This is a genomic window from Salinarimonas ramus (genome assembly GCF_014645695.1).
Lineage (GTDB): Bacteria > Pseudomonadota > Alphaproteobacteria > Rhizobiales > Beijerinckiaceae > Salinarimonas > Salinarimonas ramus.
The window spans coordinates 84,036-110,784 of record NZ_BMMF01000016.1; the positions used below are offsets into that span (position 1 = coordinate 84,036).

General features: G+C 65.2%; 23 protein-coding genes and 2 pseudogenes. 12 read left to right on the forward strand and 13 right to left on the reverse strand.

Annotation, left to right across the window (positions count from 1 at the left end; translation table 11 throughout):
- Position 1 precedes the first annotated feature (1 nt).
- Positions 2 to 2,752, reverse strand: coding sequence for a DISARM anti-phage system protein DrmE domain-containing protein (locus IEX89_RS22175; RefSeq protein WP_188915463.1), 2,751 nt, complete (start codon positions 2,750 to 2,752; stop codon positions 2 to 4).
- Positions 2,753 to 3,861: 1,109 nt separating this feature from the next.
- Here IEX89_RS22175 and IEX89_RS24700 point away from each other — a divergent pair.
- A pseudogene (locus IEX89_RS24700) lies at positions 3,862 to 4,276 on the forward strand (ATP-binding protein); the annotation flags it as partial.
- Between the two features lie 66 nt (positions 4,277 to 4,342).
- Here the strand turns inward: IEX89_RS24700 and IEX89_RS22185 are convergent.
- Positions 4,343 to 5,430 (reverse strand): annotated as a pseudogene (locus tag IEX89_RS22185) (ISAs1 family transposase); the annotation flags it as partial.
- Between the two features lie 319 nt (positions 5,431 to 5,749).
- Here IEX89_RS22185 and IEX89_RS22190 point away from each other — a divergent pair.
- The gene (locus tag IEX89_RS22190) at positions 5,750 to 6,172 is read left to right on the forward strand and encodes a DUF433 domain-containing protein (protein ID WP_188915464.1); all 423 of its coding nucleotides are present in this window, start codon (positions 5,750 to 5,752) and stop codon (positions 6,170 to 6,172) included.
- Between the two features lie 10 nt (positions 6,173 to 6,182).
- Here the strand turns inward: IEX89_RS22190 and IEX89_RS22195 are convergent, their stop codons facing one another.
- The 3 genes from IEX89_RS22195 to IEX89_RS24820 form a co-directional block, all read right to left on the reverse strand.
- Positions 6,183 to 7,607, reverse strand: a complete 1,425-nt coding sequence (locus IEX89_RS22195) for a site-specific integrase (RefSeq protein ID WP_188915465.1) — start codon at positions 7,605 to 7,607, stop codon at positions 6,183 to 6,185.
- On the reverse strand, positions 7,597 to 9,492 hold the full coding sequence (locus IEX89_RS22200; protein WP_188915466.1) for a site-specific integrase: 1,896 nt from the start codon (positions 9,490 to 9,492) through the stop codon (positions 7,597 to 7,599). The genes IEX89_RS22195 and IEX89_RS22200 overlap by 11 nt, the downstream gene beginning before the upstream one ends.
- 91 nt (positions 9,493 to 9,583) lie before the next feature.
- Positions 9,584 to 10,111: a helix-turn-helix domain-containing protein gene (locus IEX89_RS24820; protein ID WP_373290630.1), complete on the reverse strand. Its 528-nt coding sequence runs from the start codon at positions 10,109 to 10,111 to the stop codon at positions 9,584 to 9,586.
- Positions 10,112 to 10,723: 612 nt separating this feature from the next.
- On the opposite strand from IEX89_RS24820, the gene IEX89_RS22210 reads away from it, so the two are divergent.
- Both IEX89_RS22210 and IEX89_RS24825 read left to right on the forward strand, forming a co-directional pair.
- Positions 10,724 to 11,308: a DUF433 domain-containing protein gene (locus tag IEX89_RS22210; protein ID WP_188915468.1), complete on the forward strand. Its 585-nt coding sequence runs from the start codon at positions 10,724 to 10,726 to the stop codon at positions 11,306 to 11,308.
- A 15-nt stretch (positions 11,309 to 11,323) separates the two neighbouring features.
- Positions 11,324 to 11,479 (forward strand): hypothetical protein, encoded by a 156-nt coding sequence (locus IEX89_RS24825; RefSeq protein WP_373290632.1) that lies wholly within the window; start codon positions 11,324 to 11,326, stop codon positions 11,477 to 11,479.
- Between the two features lie 276 nt (positions 11,480 to 11,755).
- Here IEX89_RS24825 and IEX89_RS22220 read toward each other — a convergent pair whose 3' ends face one another.
- Positions 11,756 to 12,271 (reverse strand): hypothetical protein, encoded by a 516-nt coding sequence (locus IEX89_RS22220; RefSeq protein WP_188915470.1) that lies wholly within the window; start codon positions 12,269 to 12,271, stop codon positions 11,756 to 11,758.
- Positions 12,272 to 12,613: 342 nt separating this feature from the next.
- On the opposite strand from IEX89_RS22220, the gene IEX89_RS22225 reads away from it, so the two are divergent.
- The 5 genes from IEX89_RS22225 to IEX89_RS22245 all read left to right on the forward strand — a co-directional run bounded on the left by IEX89_RS22225 (position 12,614) and on the right by IEX89_RS22245 (position 17,749).
- Entirely contained in the window at positions 12,614 to 13,174 is a 561-nt protein-coding gene (locus tag IEX89_RS22225; protein WP_244645649.1) for a transglutaminase-like cysteine peptidase, read from the forward strand.
- Between the two features lie 114 nt (positions 13,175 to 13,288).
- Positions 13,289 to 13,882, forward strand: a complete 594-nt coding sequence (locus tag IEX89_RS22230) for a hypothetical protein (protein ID WP_188915472.1) — start codon at positions 13,289 to 13,291, stop codon at positions 13,880 to 13,882.
- The gene (locus IEX89_RS22235; protein WP_188915473.1) at positions 13,879 to 14,073 is read left to right on the forward strand and encodes a transposase; all 195 of its coding nucleotides are present in this window, start codon (positions 13,879 to 13,881) and stop codon (positions 14,071 to 14,073) included. Before IEX89_RS22230 ends, IEX89_RS22235 begins: the two co-directional genes overlap by 4 nt.
- A gap of 355 nt (positions 14,074 to 14,428) precedes the next feature.
- Entirely contained in the window at positions 14,429 to 14,959 is a 531-nt protein-coding gene (locus IEX89_RS22240) for a nuclear transport factor 2 family protein (RefSeq protein ID WP_244645650.1), read from the forward strand.
- 645 nt (positions 14,960 to 15,604) lie between these two features.
- Positions 15,605 to 17,749: a prolyl oligopeptidase family serine peptidase gene (locus tag IEX89_RS22245; RefSeq protein ID WP_244645651.1), complete on the forward strand. Its 2,145-nt coding sequence runs from the start codon at positions 15,605 to 15,607 to the stop codon at positions 17,747 to 17,749.
- A gap of 673 nt (positions 17,750 to 18,422) precedes the next feature.
- On the opposite strand, the gene IEX89_RS22250 is transcribed toward IEX89_RS22245, so the two are convergent.
- Positions 18,423 to 19,058: an FMN-dependent NADH-azoreductase gene (locus tag IEX89_RS22250; protein WP_188915474.1), complete on the reverse strand. Its 636-nt coding sequence runs from the start codon at positions 19,056 to 19,058 to the stop codon at positions 18,423 to 18,425.
- Positions 19,059 to 19,179: 121 nt separating this feature from the next.
- On the opposite strand from IEX89_RS22250, the gene IEX89_RS22255 reads away from it, so the two are divergent.
- Complete coding sequence (locus IEX89_RS22255; protein WP_188915475.1) at positions 19,180 to 20,076, forward strand: LysR family transcriptional regulator; 897 nt, start codon at positions 19,180 to 19,182, stop codon at positions 20,074 to 20,076.
- Positions 20,077 to 20,330: 254 nt separating this feature from the next.
- Complete coding sequence (locus IEX89_RS22260) at positions 20,331 to 20,477, forward strand: DUF4177 domain-containing protein (protein ID WP_188915476.1); 147 nt, start codon at positions 20,331 to 20,333, stop codon at positions 20,475 to 20,477.
- A 92-nt stretch (positions 20,478 to 20,569) separates the two neighbouring features.
- Here IEX89_RS22260 and IEX89_RS22265 read toward each other — a convergent pair whose 3' ends face one another.
- The 5 genes from IEX89_RS22265 to IEX89_RS22285 form a co-directional block, all read right to left on the reverse strand.
- Entirely contained in the window at positions 20,570 to 21,460 is an 891-nt protein-coding gene (locus IEX89_RS22265; protein ID WP_244645652.1) for an alpha/beta hydrolase, read from the reverse strand.
- Between the two features lie 119 nt (positions 21,461 to 21,579).
- Positions 21,580 to 22,332 (reverse strand): type I methionyl aminopeptidase, encoded by a 753-nt coding sequence (gene map, locus IEX89_RS22270; RefSeq protein ID WP_188915478.1) that lies wholly within the window; start codon positions 22,330 to 22,332, stop codon positions 21,580 to 21,582.
- Between the two features lie 67 nt (positions 22,333 to 22,399).
- Positions 22,400 to 22,801 carry a DUF6220 domain-containing protein gene (locus IEX89_RS22275; RefSeq protein WP_188915479.1) on the reverse strand — a complete coding sequence of 134 codons (402 nt, stop codon included), beginning with the start codon at positions 22,799 to 22,801 and terminating at the stop codon, positions 22,400 to 22,402.
- Positions 22,802 to 22,804: 3 nt separating this feature from the next.
- Complete coding sequence (locus tag IEX89_RS22280; protein ID WP_188915480.1) at positions 22,805 to 23,389, reverse strand: NAD(P)H-dependent oxidoreductase; 585 nt, start codon at positions 23,387 to 23,389, stop codon at positions 22,805 to 22,807.
- A gap of 371 nt (positions 23,390 to 23,760) precedes the next feature.
- Positions 23,761 to 24,666: an SDR family oxidoreductase gene (locus IEX89_RS22285; RefSeq protein WP_188915503.1), complete on the reverse strand. Its 906-nt coding sequence runs from the start codon at positions 24,664 to 24,666 to the stop codon at positions 23,761 to 23,763.
- Positions 24,667 to 24,758: 92 nt separating this feature from the next.
- On the opposite strand from IEX89_RS22285, the gene IEX89_RS22290 reads away from it, so the two are divergent.
- The gene (locus IEX89_RS22290) at positions 24,759 to 25,598 is read left to right on the forward strand and encodes a helix-turn-helix transcriptional regulator (protein ID WP_188915481.1); all 840 of its coding nucleotides are present in this window, start codon (positions 24,759 to 24,761) and stop codon (positions 25,596 to 25,598) included.
- Positions 25,599 to 25,738: 140 nt separating this feature from the next.
- Here the strand turns inward: IEX89_RS22290 and IEX89_RS22295 are convergent, their stop codons facing one another.
- Positions 25,739 to 26,701 carry an aldo/keto reductase gene (locus IEX89_RS22295; protein WP_188915504.1) on the reverse strand — a complete coding sequence of 321 codons (963 nt, stop codon included), beginning with the start codon at positions 26,699 to 26,701 and terminating at the stop codon, positions 25,739 to 25,741.
- Positions 26,702 to 26,749 lie beyond the last annotated feature (48 nt).

Consider the following 26,749-nt stretch of genomic DNA (forward strand, 5'->3'; position numbering starts at 1 on the left):
TTCAGGCCGCCTCGTGCTGCACGGGCATCGCGAGGAGACGCTGGCGCCATTCCTGATCGAGCCAAATGAGCCGATTGGCGTGACTGGCGGGACACTGGCGGATGGCGTCCTCGATGGCGGAAACTTCCAGGATCCACACGGTCCCGATGCCCAGATCGACCGCCATCTCGGTGTCCGAGGGCTCGAAGAGCATCCGCCCGCATCTGGCGGCGAGCCTTTCCGTCAGGCTGTTCCCGGCCAAGACGTGCAGGGAACGCAGATCGCCGATCGCCTTCCAACAATCGTCCCATTCCCGCGCTCCGCGGCCGCGTAGCGGAAACGCCTCCTGAATGGCCCGGAAATCTTGCTCGGAGCGCGGTCCGATCATGTCGTCGTTGACGAGCCATGATCGGACCGTCACCAAGTACCGCACGACGCCCTGCTCACGGAGCACGGCCGCGATCTCCTGCGGATCGCAGTCACTCGAACGCAGGGCGACCTGCCAGAGGTTGGCCCGCCTTCGCAGGTCCGCATAGGTAGCGGTGCCGACCTGGCCCTCGGCGATGATGCGTACGATGTCGCGGTCGCCGCCGTCGCGTACGACGATGCGGCTGCCGACGGTCAAGTCGCCGACCCGCGCCGAGGACACCGACGCCCTGCCCTTTGCCGCACCGAGCACGAGCGACGTGTGCTCGGCCGTCATGGGAAGGATGGAGCGACCGACGAAGCGGACGACCGTCACGTCGCACAACTCTTCGCCGGGCCTTCCAGACGGCAACGTCACCCGCTTCGAGGAACTCCGGTCGCGGGTGACGCGGTCGAACTTCGTCAGGCGCTCGTCCTCCTCCGACGGTGAGGCCGCCTCGGCGAGCGGCTCGTCGTTGCCGAAGAACTCGTCCGGAACGCCGGTGAGCGCGAGCCTTCGGGTGGGGTCCAAACGGCCCCTGGCACGCAACTCCTCACGACGGAGGAGACGGCGCCGATAACAGTCGACCTCGTAGGCGTAGCCTAGAAAGAGGACGGTCCCGCGGGGCCACGGATCGACGAGGCGATGGAACAGGTCGCGCTGCATCACCGAGAAGGCGATGACGCTCGCCGTCTCGTCGAGACCATGGAGGTCCGGGATCGCCAAGCACCGCTGGTCGAGTCCGTTGGCGCGAAGGAAGACGTCGGCCTCCTCCCGGTTCTGCCTATTCCCGGCGACGAACACGGGCTTGCGCCCCGATCCATTCGCGTTCGCGGCCAACTCCAGCAAGCTCCGCCCCTTCGGCGAAACGCCCGCAGCCTCGATCGACGATCGGAACGCCACGACCGCTTCCGCGAGATCGATCAGCGCCGTTCCGGCTTCGGCGCCGAGATGCCACCGCATCCGGGGTGCCTCGGTTTGAAGAACGCGAAGGTCAGCCTCGATCATTTCGAGACGCGCACCGGTGGGTGGACCGAGCCACGAACCGGCGGCGAAGAAGGCGCCGCGCGTGGCCGCGAGGACGTCCTCGACCCATGGCTCGTGCTCGACGCATTCGTTGTCCAGGAGGCCACCAATGCGCTCGATCATCTTGTCGATCTCGCCCACATGCGGCGCGGCCGAGGTCAGGTAGCCCGGCGCTCTAAACCTCTCCGCCTCGGCGGCCCGGAGCGAGCGGGTTGTGCCTGGGCATCCGGTCGTGAAGGTTGGGGTCTCCCGTCCGAGTATTTCCGACGGTGTCGGCTCCCAGACGGTCCATCGCTGGCGACGCAGGGGGGCGAGATCCTCGCGGCGCTTCGCGTCTACCAAGACGACTAGGCGCTGCCTTTCAGCGATGCGCCCCGCGAGGTCGAGGTCCGCAAGCACCCCGTCGATCCGATCGGTCAGCACGAGGCAACTGCCGGGCTCCGACCCATCGCAATATCGCCTCATTTCGGACAAGTCGCGTGCCGTCGCGACCAACGGACGCCCCGCCGCGCCGTCGGGGCGCGTGACGCGGGGCACGCCGTCGTCCCCGAACCCGCCGAACGGGAAGCCGGACGCGATTGGCGCGGCTTCAGGGTCTCCGGAGAGCGGGCGTATCTTCAGTCCGTCGAGCGCCCGCTGGAAATCGGTGCGGCTGCCCTGCACCAGCACGCGCGTGCGGACGAGCCCGGAATTCGAGAAGAACCGAGTGCCCAGAACGGCATCGAGGTCGGTCATGTGCGGTCGTGCGAACGCCGTCCCCGATCCCCCTTTCGGCAAGATCCTCGTGGTGGGCTCGAAGAGAGCGAGCTGATCGGCGAAGACGAAGCGCTTCCCGTTCGAGGTGCGGTTTCGCTTGTCGGTGAGGTGCAGGGCGAGCGCATTCAGTGAGCGGCTGAATTCGCCCACCTCAAAGACCTCGCCGGTCGAGCAGAGCCGCACGCGCGTTCCTGGTGTCAGCTTGGTCGGATAGTCGGCGAGCTCCGCCGGCAAATCGGACGCCAAGTGCTCGATCGCGGCGACAATAGCCGCCAGCGGCGCAAGGAGCTCGACCGAAGGGAGGACGATGCACACCGGGCGTTCCGGCCTGGGCGCCAAACAGGTGCCGGCGATTACGCGGACAAGGTGTGGCGGCTGAAGATCGCCGTGCCCGAGCGTGATGCGATCAATGACACGGCACCGCGGCTCAACGCAGAAAGCGGCTTTGGCTGCCGTAAAAACCGTTTGATCCGCCCCGGTCCCGCCTGCGGGCTCCGTCCCGTACGCCGTGCCGCCGATTTCCGAGGGCCTGTGCAGATCGTTTGCTGAGCATTCCGGCACGACCCGCTTGAGGCCGGGCAGCATAGCGAGCTTTCTGGCCTGCGCGGCTGCGCGGTCCCGCTGCATTCGATCGAGGTCACTCCCTCGCCTGGACCGCTGATCGTGGGACATCAGCCCGCCCCCAAAATGCTACGTCGCTCGTTGGCCTTATTCGGCTTTCTTATTTTTCACCGTAGCAGACGATTCGCCTGCGTGCATTCTAGCGCACATACGGACTCAACGGCGATGCTGCGGGAACGATGACCAGAACACAAGTCCCATAGGGCGGGCACGCTGTCGGCCCTACAGCCTCATTCTTGGTGGCGCCCGCCTTTCGGGTACAAGGCGCTCGTACAGTGTCACTCGGCTCCAGGCGAGCCCCCACCCGAAACTAGCCGAAGCGAAGCTGCGCAAGAGTCTCGTGCTCTGACCCCACGCCGATCGGCGTGGGACCTTAGCGCCGATCCAAGGTTGGGCTTTACCTCAGGCCCTGCTGCGGGTCAGACCGCACCGGGCGCCCTGCGGCGCCAGCTTAACCGGACGGTCGATCGGTGTTCGAGACAGGCCGCCCGGGAACTGGCGACAATGGGCGATGGACGCTCGGCAAGATCAACGGCAGCGCTAGGATCGTGGTCGGGGCGCTCGCGCTCGGCGGCTCGCTCAAGCGCGCTCTCTGCGCTTCAGCAGGTAGGAGGTTCGCTTCGTGGGTCGACCGCCTCTGGCTGAGGCGCCGGCATCCGCGTGTAGTAAGCCCTACCTCGCTTGACAATCCTTCGCCGAGTCTCACCATTGTATTCCGGGCATCCGAGGATGAATACAGTCTTCTCCTCATAAATTGCTTGTCGCTCCAGTGCGGTAAGACCGGTGACGCGACGAGCATTCCTTGCAGAGCCCCATCCGGACACTCGTGCGTTTCGCACAACGATGAAATTATCTACGAGACTCATAGCAAATTTCCTTCCGTTCCAGGTTGCAGATGATCGATCCTCCTGAAGTAGATCGCTTCCATGATCGTCAAAGTTCTTTCTTAAATTTTTTCTTGATCGCCGCATCGTGGGACGCTCATTATTTTCTCCGCCGGTCAGGACCGTTGAGGGGGGCGGCAGCGAGCAAGCCCACGCTCGCAAACCGCGTCCTGGGTCGGGCGTGCCGAGAACCTGCTGATCACCGGCGTCACCGGCCTCGGCCAGAGCTGGGTCGTCTGCGCACTCGGCCACAAGGCGTGCCGGGACGGACGCTCGGTCCTCTACCACCGCGTTCCGCGGCTCTTCGAGCAACTCGCCAACGCCCGTGGCAATGGCCGCTGTGCCCGTCTCGTGAAGATGATCGCGCGTGTTGATCTGCTCGTCGTCGGCAATTGGGCCTCGCGACTCTCACCGCCGACGAACGACGGGACTTGCTCGAAATCGTCGACGACCGACTCGACGCAAATCCAACCTCGTGACGAGCCAGCTGCCGATCCACACTTGGCACGCTGTCACCTGCGATCCGACACTCGCCAACGCCATTCTCGATCGGCTCGTGCACAACGCCCGCCGCCTCGAACTTCGCGGCGACAGCATTCGAAAGCGCGCCGCACCTGCGCAGGGGAATCGCTTGACGGCTAGAATCGCGACTTTTGGTGATGGCTTTGAAAAGGTAGTCGTCGTTCCAGCCGAGTGTTTTTCTGCGGATCTTGAGGCTGGCCTTGTCGGGGATGGCCTTGATGATGTTGAGGGCGCGCGTCGGATGGTCGCCATGTTCGCGGGTTCGTGCTCGGTTCTCAGGCGCATGAGGTCGTCGTGGAAGACGACGTCGAGGACCCAGTGGAGACGGTTCTCGATGCCCCAGTGTGCGCACACGACGCGGGCGAAGGTCTTTGCGTCGACCGGGGCCGAGGGGAGAAAGTAACGACGGGTGAGCGAGGTCTTGCCGTCTCGGTCGACCTCGGCCTCGGCCATGGCGATGGCCGCGAGGCCGGGGAATCGCGGCTCTCCGGGAAAGCGGCGATCGGTGGCGAGCCCTCCGACATCGTGGGAGACGGCGTGGCGGCGCACCTCGACGCGGCCGTGGTCGCCATCGGTGGTCTCGTGCCGGTAGAAGGCGTGGGCCGGCTCGCGCTCGAAGAAGAGGCGGACCTCCTGGGCGAGCGTGGGCCAGTTGTCCTTGGGCGCCAGGAGGTAGTCGGCGCCCTCGGCGCGGATGGCCTGCGCGATCTCGCGCTGGCAGCCGATGTCGTCGATGGTGACGGGGGCACCGGTCAGCTCGAGGCGCTCGAGCAGGCGCGGAATGGCGGTGATCTCGTTGCCCTTGCCCGCCACGGCCTCCTGCCCGAGCACTAGCCTCTGGCGGCTGGCGAAGGCCCAGACGAGATGGAGCGGCGCGGCCACGCCGGCGCGGGCGCGGCGCGAGGTCGTGCCGTCGATGGCGACGATGTCCGGGTCGTGCTCCGCGAGCCCGGCGGCCCGGGCGGTGAAGCATTCGGCGAACAGGGGCGCGGAGAGCGCGTTCATGACGTCGTTGGGGGTGTCGTGCGAGGGCACGCCGGCCGCGAAGGGCAGGAGCCGACGCAAGAAGTCGAGCTTGCGCTTGGCCCAGCGCTCCATCTCCGCGAAATCTTCCGCCCAGGCCAACGACCCGCACAGCAAGACCAGCAGGATCTCACCGAGCGGATACACCACCTTCAACGCTTGGCGTGGGTCGTCCAACGCCGAAAAATGCTCCAGAAATGGCCGCGCGCTCATGGGACACCCGCCGATTCGAGGCCTCCTATGAAGCAAGGTCAGTCTCGCGCCGGAATCCCCCCCGCTTTCGAGCGATCGCCCTGCGCACCCGCGGTCGCCCTTGACCCGGAAACCCGGGTCTGAATCAATGCCGACATCGGCCGACGCGAGCGCCCACGATCACGTGGAACGCGCGCCCGATGAAATGGAATCGGCGGCTATAATCGCGTGGAATGAGCGCTCACGATCGCCGGAATACGCAGTCGGGAGGCGCGATCGTGTATTCTTCTGCCAGGACGCGCTGCGGCCCGTCCGTTCAGACGGTCGTGAGGAGCTGAACATGTCTAATCCCTTCATCGACATGAACGAGGCCATTCTAAGCGGAACACCCGTGATCCGCGGCACTAGAGTGACTGTATACTCAGTCCTCGGCCGCGTCCGGCACGGGGAGACCATCGATGATCTAGTGGCGGACAACCCCGACATTTCCCGCGAGGCCTTCGAGGCCGCAATCGACTACGCCACGGCACATCCTGAACGCGTGCGCGAGAGCTTCGCCGATGCGCTGCAGCGTGAGGGTTACGAACCTGTCGAGGGCAAGCACCTCATGATCAAGGAGGAGAAACCTCCCGCTATCAAGGAGGAGAAACCTCCCGCTCGGCCGCGGCTCTACAAAGGAGCGGACCTGAGCGAAGCGGCACGGGAATTCAATGATTACGTCGAGCAGCATGGAATTCCTTTCGTCGAACACCGAAAATTCTAGGCGATTATGGCTACGCCTCTGAGGACAAGAGTTGTGCGAGGAGCCGCCGGGCGACGCGAGCGCCTACGATCACGTCCGCGGCGCGGATGTATTCTGCAGACGTCCGACTGTCAGCATGACCGAGGATGCTCGGAATGACGCCATCTACAGCATCGCCGCTGGCTGCGATGTCGGTCGCTACAATGTCGCGGATCAGATGCGGGTTGATACCGACTCGGTTCTTGAACACCGATGCGAGCCAGCGTTCGGATGGTTCGCGATCCATCCAGACGTAGGCTGTTTCTCGCTCGGGGAGCCATTTGTCTCGGTAGACGTCCAGCATCGCACTGACTTCAGGCCACAATAGACTATTGCGGTACTCTTTCCTTGTCTTCGTTTGTACGAGCACTCTGAGGGCCCAACCGTCTTCGATGCGCAAGAGATGCCGCTCGTATTCGAGAGGCTGCAGGTCACTGGCGCGCAGTGGAGCATTGCACGCAAAGCAGAGAACCATGCCATCACGCGCGAGGCGGAAAGCCGTCTGCGTTCCGGGCCCGAGCGCCTGGGCACGGCACCACAGCTCCTGTCCCGTGCTCCAAACCTCCGTGAGCGCCGGTATTGGTTTCTCGTCTTTCCGTCTCGGCTGGGTCTTTGCCCTACTGTTCAACGATTGATAGGTAAGCTTGATCCACTGTCGTTCGGCCGCGGGCCACCGCAGGACGTGGGTCGCAAAGCTGCTCAAAAATTTCGTCTCGATCGCTCTTGTCACGTCCTTCGCACCTCGCTCACGAAGTGCGTCGAGATACGACTGCAGCGTGTCCGGGGCGAGCCGATCGGGATCTGACACACGGGGATCGCGTCGGGTGGCGTAGAGCAGTCGTGCGACGGCCGTTGTGATGCCCCCAAGCGTCCTCCGCCCAATACGAGGCGGCTCAGGCGCGCTGTCTGTCAGAGCAGCACGCAGATCGATGGTCGTCTTCGGGCCTTCCAGTCGCCTCTGATAGGCTTCCAGTGCTTCGCGCCAGGGCGCCGGCCAGTCTGCCACTGGCACGCCGAGGTCCCAGCCACACTTTCGGGTTCGATAGCCGCACCTCTTGCGCGCTTGGGCCCTACCATACTCAGCGTAGTGTGCAGCGTCGGCGGCTTTCACGGCCTCCCGCAGGTGTAGCGCAGAGGTGGGTAGGAGGGACGGCAAATGCGCGCTCAGCCTCTTCAGGTGCTTGCGGCGGCAGGCATGTGAGGGCGACAGCGTCTGAGCGTAGTCGAGGACGTCCTGGGTGCCGATGGACTCAGGAGATCTGCTCTGGCTCGAGAGAAACGCGAGAAACCGGCCGACCGTCTTCTCGGCCTCGGGCGCGAGGTCCAGCGCAGCTGCCTGCATGCGCGGCGGCCACTGTTCGAACGGCAGATATCGGGGGAGCCCGTGCATTGGTTGAGAATTGCGTTCAGCGCGCATCGGAGTCTCCATACAGGAGCTTCCGACCGTGCCGAGCTGCCGAGCGCGCATCTGAGATGCGATAATGGGTCTCGATCGTCCTGCGCGTATCGCCGAGCCAGTCTGCGGCAACACCAATAGCGTTCGGATCCGCCTCGAGCAGAAGCTGAGCCATGAAGTGACGGACAACGTGCGTCGTGACGCCCGTAAAGCCAAAGGCGCGCAAGCCCCGCTTCACCAACATCGCGACGGACGAGCGCGATCGACGGCCGCCTGCTGAAATACCCGGTATGAGATAGTCGCAGTCTGTCTGGTTTTGCGCACGAAGCCATGCGGCGACGCGCGGCTGCTCGAGCGCAATGGGCCGGAAGTGCTTGAGGTAGCCTCTGATCATTGCGAGGCTTTCCTCGGGTATTTCGACGAGCATTCGGCGCGCGTTCTTGACGCTCTTGGGCGGCAAATCAAGGAATGCATTATCTCCGCGAGCGCGAGGCAGGCGCAGGAAAGGCGCCTCTCCTCGGAATGTAATTTCCGGCAGGGTCGCGAGCCGGGTCGGTAGGGTGCGAATAAGGATGGTCATGAGCACCGCGAACTCGGCGATCTGGACCATCTCTCGTCGCTCTGAGCGCGTCAGTGTCGGCCGACGACGGAGTGCCTCCGCAGCGTCCCACGCCCTCTGGTCGAGGGTAAGCCACGCACGCTGCATACGGCGCGAGTTCAGGAGCTCGTCGAGAAGCTTTTGGTGCTTCGTGGCGATCTTGCCGACATCGCGATCGATTCGGAGCGCGTTGAGCAGCCGCTTCCACTGCTCACCCGTGCTCGCGTCTACGACGTAGAACCTGGTCGCGAGCCTGCATAGGATGCTCGTGTATTGATAGGGGCCGGCACTTGTCGGATTGTACGTGCCGGTCGCTTGCTGACGTGCAAACTGGGCCTCAGCGGCTTGGGCGGCTGCGAGAGGTGTGCAGAGATCCTCGAGCGACGTGAGGTCAGACGCCTGGCGCCCACACGCGAGCTGACCGGCGATCGACCAGCTGACCGCGGCACGCGTCAGCTGAATTGTTGCGGGCTTCTGCCTCTCGAACGCCTTCGTGTTCGCCGTCTGAACGACGTCGGTCAGCGTAACCGTGGCCATCACCGTCGCACCTGTCGCGCGACCGTTGGCGAGACAGTCGAGGACCCGCTCGAGCTCGGCATTGAGTGCGTGGGGCAAGGCGTCCCAGTCGATCAGCTGACGGGGGCGTTGGGGAGGCACCGGCACGGGATGCGCCGGGAGCATTGAGAGCGCCTCATGATGCTCCCGCATCTCGATGAGTCGGTTCAGCGCCACAACGTTCTCGCGCAGGCGCTGTCGTTTCGTATCCATCGCCTCGGCGATTTGGAGAACCCGGGCTGCGTCGAATTCCGCCGGTGTAGCGATCTCGAAGCGCGTTGCCATTCGCGAGAGGCTCGCCCACCTCGCGCGCATCGCGATCGCGACATCCCTGTCGAGAGGGAGCTCGGTGATAGCCGCGGCGACCTGGCGCCAGGCATCGCTCTTGTTGGCCGCTGCGGACTCGGAATTGCGCCCCGCCAGCCTCTTCGCAGGTCCGATCACCTTCGCCCAGTGCAGCCGAAAGGCCTTCTCGGATGCGAAGCCGTGCGCCACCCACGCGATTTGTTTCGCCTGGGAATCGAGCGCGACGGGATCGGCTGAGATCGTCTCCGCTCGACAGCCCGTGATCCGCGTGTGCCGGCGCAGCGCCCGCAGGTAAGCCTCTCGAGACGCCGCGGAGTATCCGAGGCCGTCCGTCTCGAGCGCCTTCGCGACGTCGGCGAGCGTGCACGACGCCTGAGCGGTGCTTCTTCCCGTGGTCCCCGCCGCGTTCAGGGTATCCGTAGGCTCGTTTTTCTGGTTCAGTTGCATCGGTTCCGGACCTCAGGTGTCGGTTTCTAAAGCGGCTTGTCGGTTTGGGCTGGAGCGGAAAAGAACGTCTCGGGAATTTCCCCCCTACAGATCAGCGAGACGTCGTTTTCCGAGCGCCGCGATCCGTTGTTTTGGAAGGGTGCTCGGCAGTCCGAGGGGCGCCGGAGGGCAGGGGCACCAGGACGCTCGGGCCCAGAGCGTTCTGCAGAAGATCGCGCCTGAACCTTACGATGTGGCCGCCGACGACGAGACCGGTCAGCCGACCCTCACGCCGCCATCGGAGGACCGTGTCGGCGCTACAGCTGCAGAGGTCAGCGACCTCCTCCGGCGTCATCAGAGGCGCTGCTGCGAGCGCACGCTGGCGCGGGGAGCGCCCGGGCACGCTGCCCCCCTCGAAGGCAAACAGTGCCTTCCAGGAGACGAGCCAGGCGCGCCCAATGCGCCGACCTTTCAGGGCTTCAGAGCGCAGCCAACCGCGAACAGTTGCGTCCGCGACGCCATACCGACACGCCAGATCGGCGACCCCCAGCGTTGCCGTAGGGAGGAGGGGCTCGCTTGGCGTGCCGGCGGTCGTTTTAGATCTCTCAGTTTCGTTCTGATGCGAAATCGAGGTCCACATGCCCTCCAGCACCTTCTCGTTCAGGATCAAGCTCCTGAAGCGAGAGGTAGGACCGATGGAGCGAAGGCAAATCGCTTTTTCAGCGCAATTCCGCTTTTCTGGACGGTATTTTTTTCTGAGGACGGACCTCGGATATTTGCCCGCGTCCACCGGAGAACTATCTCGATGTCGTCCACTTCGGTGGACTTGCCTACATCGGTCGGCGTGATACGGCAGCGCGGTAGGTACATGGAGACTGTGGGAATGCGGTTATATCCTCCGAAGGGCACCGCGTACGCTCGAAGCCATGGACCGCCGGCGGGCTGCAAAATCTGCCGAGAAGTAGCGAGAAATCGTCGCCACCGTGCCGGGCGTGAGACGAGCCCGAAGCGAGAGGCCGGCTCCGAGGTTCCCCTCCAGCCATCTCCAGGGCAAGCGGCCACTCCGGCTGAGGCTTCGCGCCCACGCCGGGGATCATCCTGCTCAAGACCTCACCAAGGTTCCCAGCGTTCCGCTTTGCTTGGTAGCTCTGATAGGAAACGACGCTATCCTCACCGCGTGGCCTCAACGAAGCCCGTTCTTGCGGAACCAGCGTCCACGCCTTAAAGTTTCACCACGTGGGCAATGATCGCTATGATTCAGGCGCTGTCCAAATCCGAAGCGGCCTATGTCGCTGGGCTCGCGCCAGCGGTGGTCGACCGAGCGATCGACCGCGTCCGGTTCGGTCGTCCTTACGTCGAATACGGCGGACGCACGCGAACGGTGAGTCCCAAGGGCGTGTTTCTCATCGCAGCCGACCACCTGATAGCTAAGGATGTTGCTGCCGCGGCGCGCTCGAAGCTGAGGCGTTATCTTGAATCCGAGCTCCAGCGGAAGCCGATCGAGGCAATGGGTGTTGTGATTGTGCCCGAGACTGCTGTACCTCTTCGTGTGGACCTGTCCGACATCGCCGACGCAGTTAGCAGGCGTCTACGAAATCTCGAGGCGGCCCTGGAGCATATAGCCGAAGTCGATGAGGTGCAGGCTGGTGCGCCGACCTTCCGCGGCACTCGCGTGCTCGTGCGCCCCGTGGCAGCTGCCCTGACGCGAGGCGTCAAAAGAGACGAGCTCAAGACGGACTACCGTCTCAGCGACGACCAGCTCGATGCGGCGCTCGTTTATACCGAGGCTCGGCCTGCTCGTGGGCGTCCACGCTCGACGGCGGCTCTGCAGACATGAGCCTGACGCTTTCTCATTGACGAGAACCTGACACCGATCCTCGCCGACATGGCTCACGAGCGGGGCCACGGGGCCATGGCGGTGCGCGATCTCGGCCTTCTGAACGCAAAGGATTGGACTGTGAATCGGCGCTGGGGTCCCGCGCCGATCGGCGTGGGGTCCCGGACATAAACAGCTTACGTGAGCTGGCGTCCGTCACGCCTGAATAGGTCCCGCGCCGAAGCCGAGTGACACCGAGCAGTGCCGATCGATAGCCAATGCCCTGTAGGCACGAGAGAAATCGTGATCCGAACACGCGGACGCAGCTTCTCTCATCGGCCCCGACGCACCGCAAGATCGGAACCGGGACAGCAACTTCCGCGGCGTTGTGAGCGCCCGTGTCGGGTGCGCGATCGCTTCCGAGCGCACGCGCCGCGTTCGTCTCGGCGCAGGAGCGTCGCGGCGCGCTCACGACGGGACTTCGTCCGGCCGCTCTCTCTCGGTGATCGTGGCGATGTCGGCCGCGCGCTCGCGCAGCGCGGCTCTGCTCCGCGCCCAGGCGTCTGTCTCCTCGGAAAGTGCGCTCCTCAGCCAAGCCAGGGTCAAGCGCCGGGTCGCCTCGAGCGCGTCGGGGTCCTCCGCCTCCGTCTCGCGCGCGTCGAGCCCCGCGATCCCGCCGAGCCCGTGGCCCACGCCGCCGACCGTCAGCAGGGCGTCGGCCCCCGGCGCGTCGTGGAAGGCGTCCGCGTGCCATTCGGGGCCGCGGGGCGTGAAATGCGGATCGTCCTCAGCGCCGCAGACGACGCGGGTCGGCACGCCGATGCCGCTGAAGTCCACGTCGAAGAAGGGCAGGTGCGCGACGTGCTCTGGGGTCAGATCGGCGCCCCCGCGCCCGGGCGTCGCGAGCGGGACGCCGGCACGGATGCGGCCGCGGGCATGTCCCGCTCCGGCTTCTTCGAGACGTTCCGGAAGGAGATCGGACACGCGCCTATGGAGTACGTGGCGTACTGGCGTTCGTTTGCCGCGAGGGTCTGTCTCCCGGCGCATACGCAGGCAAGCGCGTTCGACGCGGATGAAGACGTCCCGCGGCGGCGCCCCTGGCCCCGGCGATGCCGACGGCGCCGAAAACCGCGGCCGTCCCAGCTCGACACTTGATCTCAGCGTTATGGTCCCGGGCGCTCGGCGTGATTGTTCGTTGCCTTCTCCGTCAGGCTTCCTCATGCTGGCGCCGACAAACGATCGAAAGGACCGCGGATGCCCGTTCTTCCGAGCCGTCGCCGAGCACGCCGCCGTAGCGCCCTCGCATCGGGCCTTGCACTTTTCGGCATGATCGTGCTCACGGACGCCGCCGACGCGCGTGGGCCGTTCCTCGAGCCCGTGGAGCCGGCGCTCGCGATATCCGCGTGGGAGCAGTTCTGCGCGCGCTGGCCGGCCGAATGTCGCGTCGGCCGTGGTCGGGCCGGCCGAATCGCCGCGAGCTCCGCCAATCTCGCCCTGCTCGACCGCGTCAACCGGAGCGTGAACTCGGAGATCGAGCTCGTCACCGACCTCGAGCAATGGGGCCGCAACGACGTCTGGTCGATGCCCGTCGACGGGCGAGGGGATTGCGAGGACATCCAGTTGCTCAAGCGCGCGCGCCTGGCCGCGGCTGGCGTGCCGCGTGCCGCCATGCGCATGGCGGCTGTTCTCGACGGGCGCGGCGAGGGCCACGCCGTGCTGCTCGTGCGCACGGATGCGGGCGACTACGTCCTCGACAACGTCACCGACGCGCTCCTGCCCTGGACGAGCACGAGCTATGTGTACGTCAAGCGCGAGGACGACCAGGGTCGGGGCTGGGTGTCGTACGGCCCGCGCGGGATCTCCGCGACCGGCGGCCTCTTCCGCTGAGCCGAGCACGCCCCGGATTCGGTCTGACATCTTGTCCCTCTCTCAGGAGAGGACGCAGCGCAAGTGAGTGCGCATCGGCGAGGTCTATCGTGACCCAGGCGCGGCCTGTCAGTGATGCGCGAGATCTGCAAGGCCGTCTCGGCGACGACGGTGAGCCCGGCACTCCTCACCAGCGCCGAGCGGTTCCTGTACGAGGGCCTCAGGCGCAAGGATACGAACGCGATGGCCGCCGCTCTCGCCGAGGCCGGCCCGCCGATCAAAGAGATCGTCCGCCGGACCGGCCACAGCCACAGGATCGTGCGTCAGATTGTGCGAGGAGGACGGGTCGACGTCTTCCGCATCCTGGAGAGCGCACTCGAGCCTCACCTCGTCTGGCTCGACGGGCAATGGGCTTCGGGGTGCCGCAACGCGACGGACCTCTGGCGCCGCCTCGGTGCGCAGCGCTTCCGTGGCTCCCTGCGCGTGGTCTGCAAAAGGGCGACGCGGCGCCGACGTTCCGACGGCAGCCCAGAGCACCTCGGCAAGATACCGTCGGCGCGGACCGTGGCGCGCTTCATGACGACCGCCCGCGATCATCTCACGAAGGCCGACACCGTGATCGTTGCCGCGGTCGAAGCCCATGTGCCGCTGCTCGTCGAGGCGCGGCTCGTCCTCGACGGGTTCCAGGCGATGATACGATCCAAGGCCGCGGACGATCTCGACGCTTGACTGGAGAAGGCCGAAGTGAGCCTGATGCGCGCGGCATCTCGAAAAATCTCGCCGCCGTGCGCGCCGCCATCGCCAACCCATGGTCGAACGGGCAGACCGAGGGACAGGTGAACCGGCTGAAGCTGGTCAAACGCCAGATGTACGGCCGCGCCAAGATCGACCTGCTCGAAACGAGGCTGATCGGCGCCTGAAGGTCCCGAAGATCATCAGAACTGCGTCAGACCCCATTTTCAACGCCAGTCCACACACGGCTGCAGAACGCGATTTTAGACCCGAAGGCGCTCTCCGTCGCCTATCGCGAATTCCGCAGCGAGCTGCGCCTGCCGGCGAAGCGCGCCTTGAGACGGCGTACAGCCTCTATCTAGCCTCGGAAGATTGGAAAGCCGACACACGCGGCTCCTTTGCAGCGGCAACGAGTTGCGGCAGAGCGGTCACGCCCATGCTCATTGTTCAGCACGGCTAACCAGCCTGTTGAGTGCTGCACGAGTTCCGTCACAGACTTTTAGCATGTATCCATATGTCAGATCAACAAGCAGGATCAAACCAATGAACATGATGAAGTCGAATTCTTGCCTCTTCGGCGCTGCGACCGTGCTTTTGCTGTCGTCGGGGATCCCGGTAGCGACAGGCTCGGCGGGGGCAGAGCCTGCTTCGCCGGAAGCCTCGACGACTACGCAGAACGAGATGATCGTCCGCGAAGCCTTCGAGGAATGGGAAGGCGGGGTCGCAAGTGTGTTCTCGCTGCTGTCGCCCGAGGTACAGTGGACGATCCACGGGTCCGGCCCGGTCTCGGACATCTATGATGGCGTGGAGGACTTCGTTCAACGAGCGTCGGTTCCCTTGATCAGCCGACTTGCAACGCCGTTGACGCCAGAAGTGCACGACATCTGGGCGGCCGGAGACGACGTCATCATCCGCTTCGACGCCACGGCCATCACGACCTCAGGGGCATCCTACAGCAACGAGTTTCTCTGGATCTGGACCATGAAGGACGGCGCTGTGATCGAGGCAGAGGCGTTCCTTGATCTCGTTGCCTATCAGGAGGTTGTCGACAACAACGCGCCGGGCGACCAATAGGCCAGCCAACGCAGTCGCGCCGGGCGACTAGCCCCCCGGCGCGACTGGGCAGCGTCATGGAAAGCACCTTATAGAGCGGAATCCGCTCATGTTGTGGATCGGCGCCGGGGTCCCGCGCCGTTCGGCGTGGGGTACCGGACCTAATAAATGCCTTGCGCGAGCGGGCGTCCGTCATGCCCAAGAGGAGTCCGGCCGTAAAGCCAAGTGACACCTGCACGATGACCTTGCGCATCACTGTCTCCGACCCGATGAGTGACGCAGCCCGTCGATGACGTCTGGCGATCCGCGTCGCCGACATCGCCGGCACCTCCTCGGAGGCTCAGCAGACAGCGCTGGTAACGACACGCCCCGCCGCGGCTGCGCCGAGCCTGCCATCGACTTTGCCGGAAGCTCGTCAGCTCGCAATCCCCGGCCGTCCGATCGGACCTGATTGAGCAGCCGCAATTCGATGCATCCGCCCTGCGAGCGACGCTCCATGTCTGTGCAACGTTCAAGAGCCAAGGGGTGCTGCCGGCCGTCCTCGCCCGAAAGCAGCTCGGCGTCGAGAAAGCGAAACAGCACGGAGACGACAACCATGCTCCAACAGCCATCACGTCCACGCGCATGTTCCGTCGAGGGATGCCCGAACGATCAGGTAGGCCCACGATGACGATGCGGCTCTTCAAATGCGCCGCAGTTGCGCTGCTCATCTCCGTCGTCTCGGTCGTCGCAGAGGAGAATGCGCCGATGTCCTACACTGAAACACGTCAGACGGACACGTCCGAGGTGCATTTCGGCGTCACGGTTCGAGACCCGTTTCGTTGGCTCGAGAACGACCCACGTCAGGATGCCGAGGTCGCGCGGTGGATCGACGCGCAGAACGCGCTTTCCGCGCCATATCTGCAGAGCCTCCCCGCTCGGGACGTACTTGAGCGCCGGCTGAGGGCCATTTTCGACCACGAAACGGCGACCCCGCCGGTCGAGCGCAACGGTCGGTACTTCTTTACACGCAAAGGCGGCCTCGACAACCAGCAGCAGCTGGTGATGCGAAGCGGCCTCGACGGCGCGGACCGTATCCTGATCGACCCGAACACGTGGTCTGACGACGGCACCGTGGCGCTGGCGGAATGGGCGGCCTCCGCCGACGGCGCGTTCGTGGCCTTCGCCGTGCAGGACGGCGGATCGGACTGGCGCACCATCCGGGTGATGAACACATCGACCGGCACGATACTAAACGATGAAGTCGAGTGGGCGCGGTTCACCAGTATTGCGTGGCACCCGGACGGATCGGGGTTCTACTATTCCCGCTATCCCGAAGCCGAAGCGGGTGCAGCCTTCAGCGCGGGCATCGAAGGCCACGCCGTCTACTTTCATCGGATTGGGTCGAGCCAAACGGAAGACCGGCTAGTTCAGGCGCCGACGCCGGGGCGTGCGCTGCTGCATACGGCCGATGTCACGCCGGACGGCCGTTATCTGATCGTCTACACGTCGGCGCTGACCGGAGGTGTTGCGGTGACGGTGACGGACCTGTCGTCCGCCGACGCAGCGCCGAAACGGCTCGTGGAGAGCTACGAGGACCGTTGGACGCTGTTGGGCAACATCGGCGCGAAACTCTACTTCGCGACGCAGAAGGATGCTCCTCGAGGGCGGATCGTGACGATCGACCTCTCAAAGGAGCTGCCCGAGATCTCCGAGCTGATCCCGGAGCGGCCCGATGCCGTTCTGCGCGAAGGGGGATCTGCGGTCCTGGGCGACAGGCTCCTCCTGTCCTACACGATTGATGTTCAGTCGCAGGTCGAGCGCTATCGGCTGGACGGCACGTTCGACGGCACGGTCGCGCTACCGGGTCCGGGCAGCACCGGCCTCGTCCGCGGGCGTCCCGGTAATAACGAGGCGTTCTTCGCGTTCAGCAGCTATGATGCGCCGCTGACCGTTCTGCGCCACGAAGTGGACGCGAACCGCACAACTGTCTGGGCAGAGCCTGAGATCGCAATCAATCTCGATATGGTCGTCGTCGAGCCGCACTTCTATAGCTCGAAGGACGGCACGCGGGTGCCCTTGTTCATCGTCCGGCGCAAGGACGGCGACGGACCGGCGCCGACGATGCTCCATGCCTATGGCGGTTTCGGCATCAGCATGATCCCGCATTTCTCGCCCGCCGCGATGGCTTGGGTCGAGCAGGGCGGCGTCTACGCGCTGGCGAACATCCGTGGCGGTGGCGAATACGGTCAGGCTTGGCATCATGCCGGCCGGCGTGCCGACAAGCAGAACGTGTTCGACGACTTCATTGCTGCCGGCGAGTACCTGATCGACCGGGGCATCACGTCGTCCGGCGGCTTGGCGATCCACGGAGAATCCAACGGCGGACTGCTGATTGGCGCCGTGGTCAACCAACGTCCGCATCTCTTCGCCGCAGCCCTACCCGCAGTCGGCGTCCTCGACATGCTTCGTTTCGACCGCTTCACCAGCGGAGCCACTTGGGTGGAGGAGTTCGGCAGCCCGTCCGTCGAGGACGAGTTCCACACCCTGCTCTCCTATTCGCCCTTGCACACGATCCGCGAGGGCGCCCGCTATCCGGCAATCCTCGTCACCACGGCGGATACGGACAATAGGGTCGTGCCGGCCCACTCCTTTAAATATGCGGCCGCGCTCCAGGCCGCGGACGTCGGAGATCGGCCGCGCCTCCTACGTGTCGAAACGCGCGCCGGTCACGGGGCCGGCAAGCCGACCGATATGGTCATCGAGGAATTCGCCGACATGTGGGCCTTCGCCGCCCGCTGGACCGGGCTCGAGGTGAAGGTATCCGACTGAAAGCAGTCGTCTTTCGAGCAGTCGGCGCGATCCCGGTCCCGGTGCCGGCCGCGGCGAGATCGGCGATGCTGGTTGCTCGGAGGCGGGCGACCAGCACGCGTTCGGCGTCGTCGTGGGCTGCATCGAACCGGCTGAGGAGTGCGATCTCGATCGCGCATTCGCGAGGGTTCTCCTCGCCTTCCTACTCCGGCCGAAGAAAGCGGTCGCGGAGCGCGAGGTGAGGGCGGTCTGGGTCCGCCGCCATGTGACCCAGCGCATACCAGGCCAAGGAAAGCTTGCTGTTCCGACAAAAGAAGTAGCATGTCAGTTCGATATGAAACGTGTCAGGTGGGAGATGTGAAGGTCTTCTACAGGGAAGCGGGTCGACCGAGTTCGCCGGTCATATTGCTGCTCCACGGTTTTCCACGGGATCGGCCTGGTGCGGCCGAGAGTTGAACAGAGGTGCGCCGAGGCGCGGTCGAGCGGAGGCATGGGCAGGCGCCGGCGCGGTCGCGTGCGCCGTTCTCGACCCGGCGCCTGCCTGGTCGTGGTCGCGGCGGTCGGCGGTGGAGCGCCGGCCTCCGAAGGTTCATCGAGCCGGTAGCCGGGGGGCCGGCCGGACTGCTACCGGCCGCCGTCTTCGCGACGATGGAGGATCATCCCGGCGTGGTTGCCAGGGTGTCGCGTTCGGCATTCAAGCCTGAGCCGTCCTGCGTGATGCTGCTGCGGCCCTGATCGGGCCTACGAGTTTGCCGATGAAAGCGTCCATCGTCGACTCGCCGAGATCGACCACCTTGGCGCCGCCGCCTGCGACGAACGTGATGTCGTCGATCCCAATGACGTTCAGGAACAGGCGCAGGTATTGCCTTGCGATGTCGCGCGCGGCGATGGGCGAGCCTTCGGTGTAGATTCCGCCCGACGCCAGAAGAACCGTCGCCGACTTTCCGGTCACGAGGCCCTTGCCGTCGTGACCAAGTGTCAGCCCCTTGCGCACCACGTGGTCGATCCATGCTTTCAGCACCGCAGGAACATTATAGTTGTAGACCGGCGTTGCGATCACGATCTCGTCGGCGTCGAGAAGTTCTCCGACCAGTTCGTCCGACAAGGCCAGCGCCTCTTTCATTTGCGTCGTGCGCAGATCGGGCGGCGTGAAATACGCCTGCAACCAAGGCGCGGTGACGAAGGTGAGATCTGTCTGCATCAGGTCACGCATGACGACATCGCCATCCGGATGTGCCGCAAGCCATTCGGCGACGAAACGGCGGGTCATATTGCGTGAAACCGACGCATTGCCGCGGGGGCTGGATTCGATGACGAGCAATTTGGGCATGGTGGTATCCATCGATCGGGTGTGGACGGCCCGAATGCCGAGCCGGGCCCAAGGTGGTTCAATTTACCCCCTTACGGAAGCGATCGAATTGTGATCCTCTCCATCAAAAATGGAGATGATAATGATCGGGTCGCTGACGCTCGACCAATTGCGGGTTCTGGTGGCCATCGCCGACACGGGAAGTTTCTCCGCCGCTGGACGACGTCTCGGTCGGGTCCAGTCGGCGATGAGCCAGTCGATCGCATCGCTCGAAGCGGCCCAGGGCGTGGCGATCTTCGACAGGTCCGGATATCGTCCCGTGCTGACGGAGACGGGGCGCGTTCTGGTGGAACAGGCCCGGATTGTGCTTCGCGGCGCCACCTATTTCGAGATGGTCGCCGCAAGCACCCGCAACGGCTTGGAGCCTGAACTGGCGCTCGCCATCGATCCGCTGGTGCCCAGCGAGCCGTTCATCGACGCCCTGCGCGACTTGAACCGGACCCATCCCGATCTACCCATCTCCTTCGCGACCGAAGGGCTCGGCGGGTCTTTGCGCCGACTTCGTGACGGCTCCGCATCGCTCGGGATATGCACGTTGCTGCCGATCGTTCCCGACGACCTGATCGCCTATCCCCTCGCGCGGACCGTGATGCGACCCGTCGTCGGCGCGGGGCATCCGCTGGCCTCGGTCCGGCAACCGATCTCAAGTCACGAACTCGAACCGCATGTCCAGCTCGTGCTGTCCGATCCCGTCGACCCCGGTGGACAGAACTTCGGCTTGGCGAGCGCGCGGCTATGGCGATTTGCGGATCTGAACCGGCGCTACGATTTCCTGTTGGCCGGGTTCGGCTGGTGCCGGATGCCGGAGCATTCGGTCCTGGATGCGCTGGCGGACGGGCGTCTGGTCGCTTTGGCGATCAAGGACGACACGGCGCCGCCCGACGGCTTGACGATCTTCGCCGCTCACCTGCGCGACCGGGTGCTCGGGCGGGGAGCCGCCCATCTGCTGTCTGCATTGCGCGAGAGGTTCGCGAGCTAGATCGACAGAAGTCCGCCGATGGTCGACTTCGATGATCGCGGCGCAGCGGACCGGCTCGAGGCGACTTATCCAGGTGCGATCGTCGGAACGGAGGGGAGCTCTCTACGTTAAAGTTTCCCGTTACCGTGCCGGTTCTCGCTTTCCCAAGGAAGAAGCTTCGCGGACGTCGGCGTCGGTGCGCTGCGGACAGGTTGGCGACGGTGATCGCCGTCGACACTCCGCAGAACAGTCTCGTAGCGGTCGGAGGAGACGTCATGCGATGGGAATACAAGCTCGTGACCGAAACGCTGGATGCCGATCAGCTCGACGCGTATGGCGGCGATGGGTGGGAACTCGTCGCGGTGGTCTCGCCCGGACATTTCGTGTTGCACTACTTCTTCAAGCGCCAGCTGCAAGGCTGACGCGACCCTGATCGTTGGCCGCTCGGTCTTGGCGTATCGGCCTCCGGTTCGCTGCACGAGAAAGCGACCGCTTACCGAGAATCAGCAGTGCTTCAGTTCGACCTCACGAAGTCGGCGATGCACGCCGCCACTCCCGGCGCCAACGGCAGATCCGGAGCGGCGTAGGTGGCGAGGTTTTCACTTCGCTCATCGGATCCGACCGACTTCAGCACATGGTTCGTGTTCGGCAGCGTCACGAGCGTGGCGAGCGGTGCGGCCCGCTTCAGACGTTCGGCGTCGACCGTCGACACCTGGAGGTCGCGCTCGCCCTGCACGATCAGGACAGGCTCCGTGATGTCGGCCGCGAGACGCGCCGAGTCGAGAGCGAAGGCGCTGACGAGATAGTCCTGCAGCGCTGGGGCGAAGAGCGGCGCGAGCGCCGGCGGCAGGCTCGACGCGTCGACGCGCCGTCCGGCGGAGAGCTCGTCGATCGCGTGGTCGGCCGCGGCCCACAGCGGCGCGTTGTCGGGATTGGCGTGCAATTGTTCTTTCAGCACAGCGCCGAGGGGGCGTCCCGCCGTCGCGACGAGGATCAGGCCGCACAGGCGGCCGACCTTTGCGGCGGACGCGAGCGCCACTAGGCCGCCTTCGCTGTGACCCAGCAGCCATATGCAGTCCGCTCCAGTGCGTGCACGGATCGCCTCGACCCAGACGTCGACGTCGCGAACGTAGTCGTCGATCGTCACCGCGTTGGCGTCCGTTACCGCATCCCGGCTGCCGAAGAGACCACGCTTGTCGATGCGCACGCTGCCGATTCCTTGCTCGGCCAACCCTTCGGCCAGCAGCCGGTACGGCGCGGCGTGAACGCCCAACGGGCTGTTGCCGTCCCGGTCGGTCGGACCGGATCCGGGGATCATCAGAATGATCGGCGCATCCGCGGCGGGAAGGATCATCGTCCCCCGAAGAGGGCCCATCGGGCCCGGAGCTTCGATATCGAAGCTCACGAGCGGCGATCTCTTCGAAGAAGCTTGGTTCATATCGAATCTCCACAACAAGCCGACTATCGCTGAGGAAACCCGGCACGAGCATGAAGCCGTGCATTCGAGCCGCTTTCCAGCAGTGATCAAGCACTCGGCAGTGTGACTATGAGCGGGCCGTTGCGGGTCGCGACGACGGTGTGTTCGTACTGCACCGTCAACGCTCTCGGCTCGGCGAAGAGCGTCCATTCGTCGTCGCCGCTCTCGGCCCATTCCGCCCCAAGGGACAAGAAGGGTTCGACGGTGAAGACCAGACCGTCATTCATGATGCGGCGCTCGGACGGGTTCGGCCATGTCGCGATCTCGGTCGGCTCCTCGTGGAGGGACAGGCCGACGCCGTGGCTCGCGAGGTTCTCGACGAGGCTGTAGCCGTTCTTTCGCGCGAATGCGCCGATCGCTCGGCCGATGCCGGCGATCGGCTTCCCGGCGCCCACCTGTCGCAACCCGGTCCACATCGCGCGCCGACCGTCGCGGCAAAGCCGCTCGACCGCGGGCGTGACGGGCGGCACCGCGAAGGAAGCCCCCGTGTCCGCGAAGAAGCCGTTCTTCTCGGCCGACACGTCGATGTTGACGAGATCGCCGCGCTCGATACGCCGTGAACCCGGTACGCCGTGGGCGATCTCCTCGTTGACGCTGATGCAGGTTGCGCCGGGAAAGCCGTAGGTGGTCTCGGGCGCCGAACGGGCTCCGGCACGGTCCAGGAGGTTGCGGCCGATGAGGTCGAGTTCGGCCGTCGTCATGCCGGGCTCGAGCGCGTTTCCCATGGCTCGGAGCGTCTCGGCGACGATACGCCCGATCTCCGTCAATCGCTTCAGATCGTCATCATTCGAGATCGTCACGGCGGCGTTCCTGTAGTGCGCGATACGTCTTGCAAAGGCGGGCTGGCTTTGCCGGACCCGCCTTCGGCTATCGGCGGTGGAATCCCCGGCGGCGCTCGAACTTGGCGGCGAGAACGAGCGCGGAGGTCAGCAGCAGCGCCGCGTTCACGGGATGGAAAGCCAACAGCCCGGGTCCGCCGAGCGCGAGGGTCACCTGGGTAAGGTAGAGAACAGCGGTCGACAAGGCCCACCAGGCGAAGCCCCTGAGCCGCGCGACGGCGAGACTGCTCACCGCGAGCAGGAATACGGGCACGGCGATGAAGCCACCCAAGGCGCCGTGCAGTTCCCAGGAGGTCCCGGCGAAGAGCGCCCGACCGGCCAGGAGAAACTGCGCGCCGAGGAGAACGGGCAGGCCGCGGGCCGACCACAGGACGAGCGCCGGCGTGCCGCGATCGAGATCGCGAAGCGTGTCGTGAGACGCGTTCGTCATGGCTCAGGCCGCCTTTCCGTTGCGCATTCCGACGGGCGTAGCTTCGGCGAATGCGGCGAGCGCGTTGCGGTAGTCGATGGCGGCATCGGCCAACGCATCGCGCGAAAGTCGGTCCGCCTCGAAGGTGACGTGCGGCTCGTACCAAGGAAGGCCACACCGATGCGCGGTGGCTTTCAGCGGTGTGAGGATCTCATCGAGCGTGTAGTGGTTCTGCCCGGTCCGCTCGTAGGCCGCAGCCACGTTGCCTGCCGTCACGATGACCATGACGGGCGTGCCGACGAGCCGATCTCCCTCGGATGCGGCGACCACGTAATACATGCGCGTCAGGACGGCATCTTGCCAAGCTTTCAGGAGCGCGGGAACCGAATACCACTGGATCGGAAACTGCAGCACGATCCGATCGGCCTGCAGCAGCATCGCGGCGTCATCGGCCGCATCGGTGGACATGTCGATCCGCGCATCCGGATATCGAGCCTGCATGTCGACGACGTCGGTATCGGGCAGGCTGCGCGCCGCCGCGGCGAACGCGGCATTGGCTCTGGAGGTTGAAAGATCGCGGTGAAAGACGAGAACGAGAGTGCCGGACACGGGGGTCTCCGTCGTGTTGTTGTCGGTCGACACCGATGTATGAGATTTGCTCCAGTTTATCCAATTTTAGATTGGTATAGTAGAATATTCGTGCAATCAATGTTGCGGATGGTTGCCGATTGAAATCTAATGTTTGTATAGGTTGTCGCGCCGAAATCGTGCATGCAGGTGTGAATATGTTCATGCCGCTGTCGGCAGCTCGGTAAAATGGACAGCGGCACTCGGGCCCGGCGATCACATCTACCCGAAGATCGATAGTGACGGCCTCGGGCGGCGCGCTCCGCTGCGTGCGGAGCTCCGCACGCCGCCCTCGGTCAGACCCTCGCAGACCGTGGGCTAAGTCACGGCCCCGACCCGCGATTTCCCGAGCTTCAATCGACTCCAGTGGGCATGGCAGTGGGCATAGCGGCCAGATCATCGAGCAGGCCCGGGCCCGTGGGCGTCCAGCGCAACTGCATCCGGGTCCAGATGCTGGAGGCAACCATGTCGGCCGATACGAACATCGACAGCCAGCCGAAATGCGCCTCGGCCTCTTCGGGCTCCAGCGCCCGGACCGGCACGTTCAGCCCAGCGCCGACCGCTCGGGCGATATCGCGAAATGCGACTCCTTCTTCCGCGACCGCATGATATCGGGCGCCGCGCTCGCCCCGGCTCAGGGCGAGCGCGTAGAGGCGCGCCACATCGCCGACATGAGCGGCGCACCAGCGATTGCCGCCGTCACCGACCGTGGCCGCCATCCCGGTGTCGCGGGCATGATCGATGTAAGGGCTGATCAGGCCCTGCTTCACCGGGTCATGCACTTGGGGCAGGCGCACCACGCGGACATCGACCCCGGCATCCAGCAGGGCATTGCCTGCCCGTTCGCTGGCGATGCGCGGGTGCGGCAGATCGGCGTTGAAGACGGCTTCGCTCGCCGGATGGCCGTCGCCCGCATCGCCGATGCCGGTGATCGAGGTGAGGATCAGCGGCCGATCCGATCCCCGCAGTGCCGACCCCAGCGCCGCGATGACGGCGCCGTCCTGTTCACAATTGGCGGCGTACTTGCTGAAATCATGGTCGAAGGCAGTGTGGATCACCGCATCGGCGCCGCTGGCGCCGGCACGCAGACGGTCGAGATCCGCGATGGTCCCCAAATGGGCCTCTGCCCCCAGTTCGGCGAGTTGCCGAGCGCCTCGTTCGGAGCGGGTCAGGCCGATCACCTCATGCCCGTCCGCCAGCAACTCGCTCAGGATGCGCGAGCCGACGAAGCCGGTCGCGCCAGTCAGGAAAACACGCATATCGCTCACTCCATGCTTGTGGCCCGACCTGTTTGGTCCCATATCTCATCCTGTTAAAGTGGGTACGTTATCGTAGTATAAGGATCGACAGGATGACCAGCGCGGCGGTGTCCCCCAACCCGCTCGGCGATTTTCTGCGGGACCGCCGCGCAAGGATGGACCCCGCAGCGTTCGGCTTCGGCGGCGGACGGCGGCGGACCCCGGGGCTGCGGCGTGAAGAAGTGGCGCAGCGGGCCAATATCTCGCCCACTTGGTATACTTGGCTGGAACAGGGCCGGGGCGGCGCGCCCTCCGCCGATGTGCTGGATCGGCTGGCCAAGGGGCTGATGCTGACGGAGCCGGAGCGCGAGCATCTGTTCATCCTGGGTCTGGGGCACGCGCCCGTATCGCGTTACGCGGTGGCCGACGAAGTGACCCCGCGGCTGCAACGGGTGCTGGACGCGCTGCCGTTCAGCCCCGCGATCATCAAGACCGCGACCTGGGACGTGCTGGCCTGGAACCGAGCGGCGACCGTGCTGCTGACCGATTATGCGACACTGCCGCGCGAACAGCGCAACGTGCTGCGCCTGATTTTCACCAGCCCGCAGGCGCGCCACGCCCAGGAAGACTGGATGACGGTGGCCCGGTACGTCGTAGGGGCGTTCCGCGCCGATGTGGTGCGCGCCGGGGCCGGCGCGGAAGTCACTAGGCTGGTCGAGGAATTGTCCGCGCTCAGCCCCGAATTCGCGGCGCTGTGGCGGGAGAACGACATCGTCGGCCACGCCGATGGCCGCAAGCATCTGCGCCATCCCGAACACGGGTCGGTCGAGCTGGAATTTTCGGTGTTCGCGGTCGACGGGCGGCCGGATCTGGGGATGCTCGTCTACAATCCCGCGACGCCGGAATCCGCCGACCGGATCAAGGCCATCCTCGATGGCCGAGCGGGGGGCTGAGCGGCGCAGCCTCGTCCAGTGACTGCCACGATCCGCCTCGTGAACTGCCGGGACTGAACATTCGGAGCCGACGCCCCCAGAACGCGCTCCGCGGCCCTCGGCCTACCGGGGCGCGAGAGCGCATCTCCGGGCCTCGCCGATCACGTCCACTCCGGCATGACCGCATCGGGGTACCGCGCACCGAAGCCGCCGGTCGGAAGGATCTCGGCGATCCGTCTGAGGTCCTCGTCCGAGAGCTCGAGGTGAACGGCGCCGACATTCTCCTCGAGCCGCTCGATGTTGCGCGTGCCGGGAATGGGAACGATGTCGTCGCCCTGCGCCAGCAGCCAGGCCAAGGCCAATTGCGAGACCTTCGCGCCGCGCTCATGGGCGAAGGTCTTGAGGCGGCGCACCGCTTCTACGTTCCTTTCGAACGCACCGGGCTGCCAACGCGGATCGAAGCTGCGCATGTCGCTCGCGTCGTACTGGTCGGCGGGCTTCGCCGTTCCGGTCAGGAAGCCGCGGCCGAGCGGCGCGTAGGGCACGAAGCCGATGCCGAGTTCTCTCAGCAGGGGAAACAGCCGCTCCACATCGCGCTCGAACAGCGAGTACTCGGTTTGGAGCATCGCCACCGACTGAACGGCATGGGCGCGGCGGATGGTCTCCGGCCCCGCCTCGCTGAGCCCGAAATGGCGCACCTTGCCCGCCGCGATCAGGTCCTTCACCGTTCCCGCGACGTCTTCGATCGGCACCTCGGGATCGACGCGGTGTTGGTAGAGGACGTCGACATGGTCCACGCCGAGGAAGCGCAGACTGTTGTCGAGAACCTCGCGGATATGGTCCGGCCGACTGTCGTAGCCATAGTCGCGCGTCCAGCCGAACTTGGTGGCGATCACGACGTCGTCTCGCACCGGCGCCAGCGCCGTTCCGACGACGCGTTCGTTGTGACCCCAGCCATACATCTCGGCGGTATCGAAGAACGTCACGCCGATCTCGTGGGCGCGCCTGATCGTCCTGACGGCGTCGTTCGTGCTGTCCGGCCCGTAATGCTCGGTGATGCCCATGGCTCCGTAGCCGATGGCCGATACTTCCGGGCCGTGCCGGCCGAGCTTGCGGCGAGGCAGAATGCTCTCTCGACGTTGATCGATCACGATTGTCTCCTCGGAGGGGTG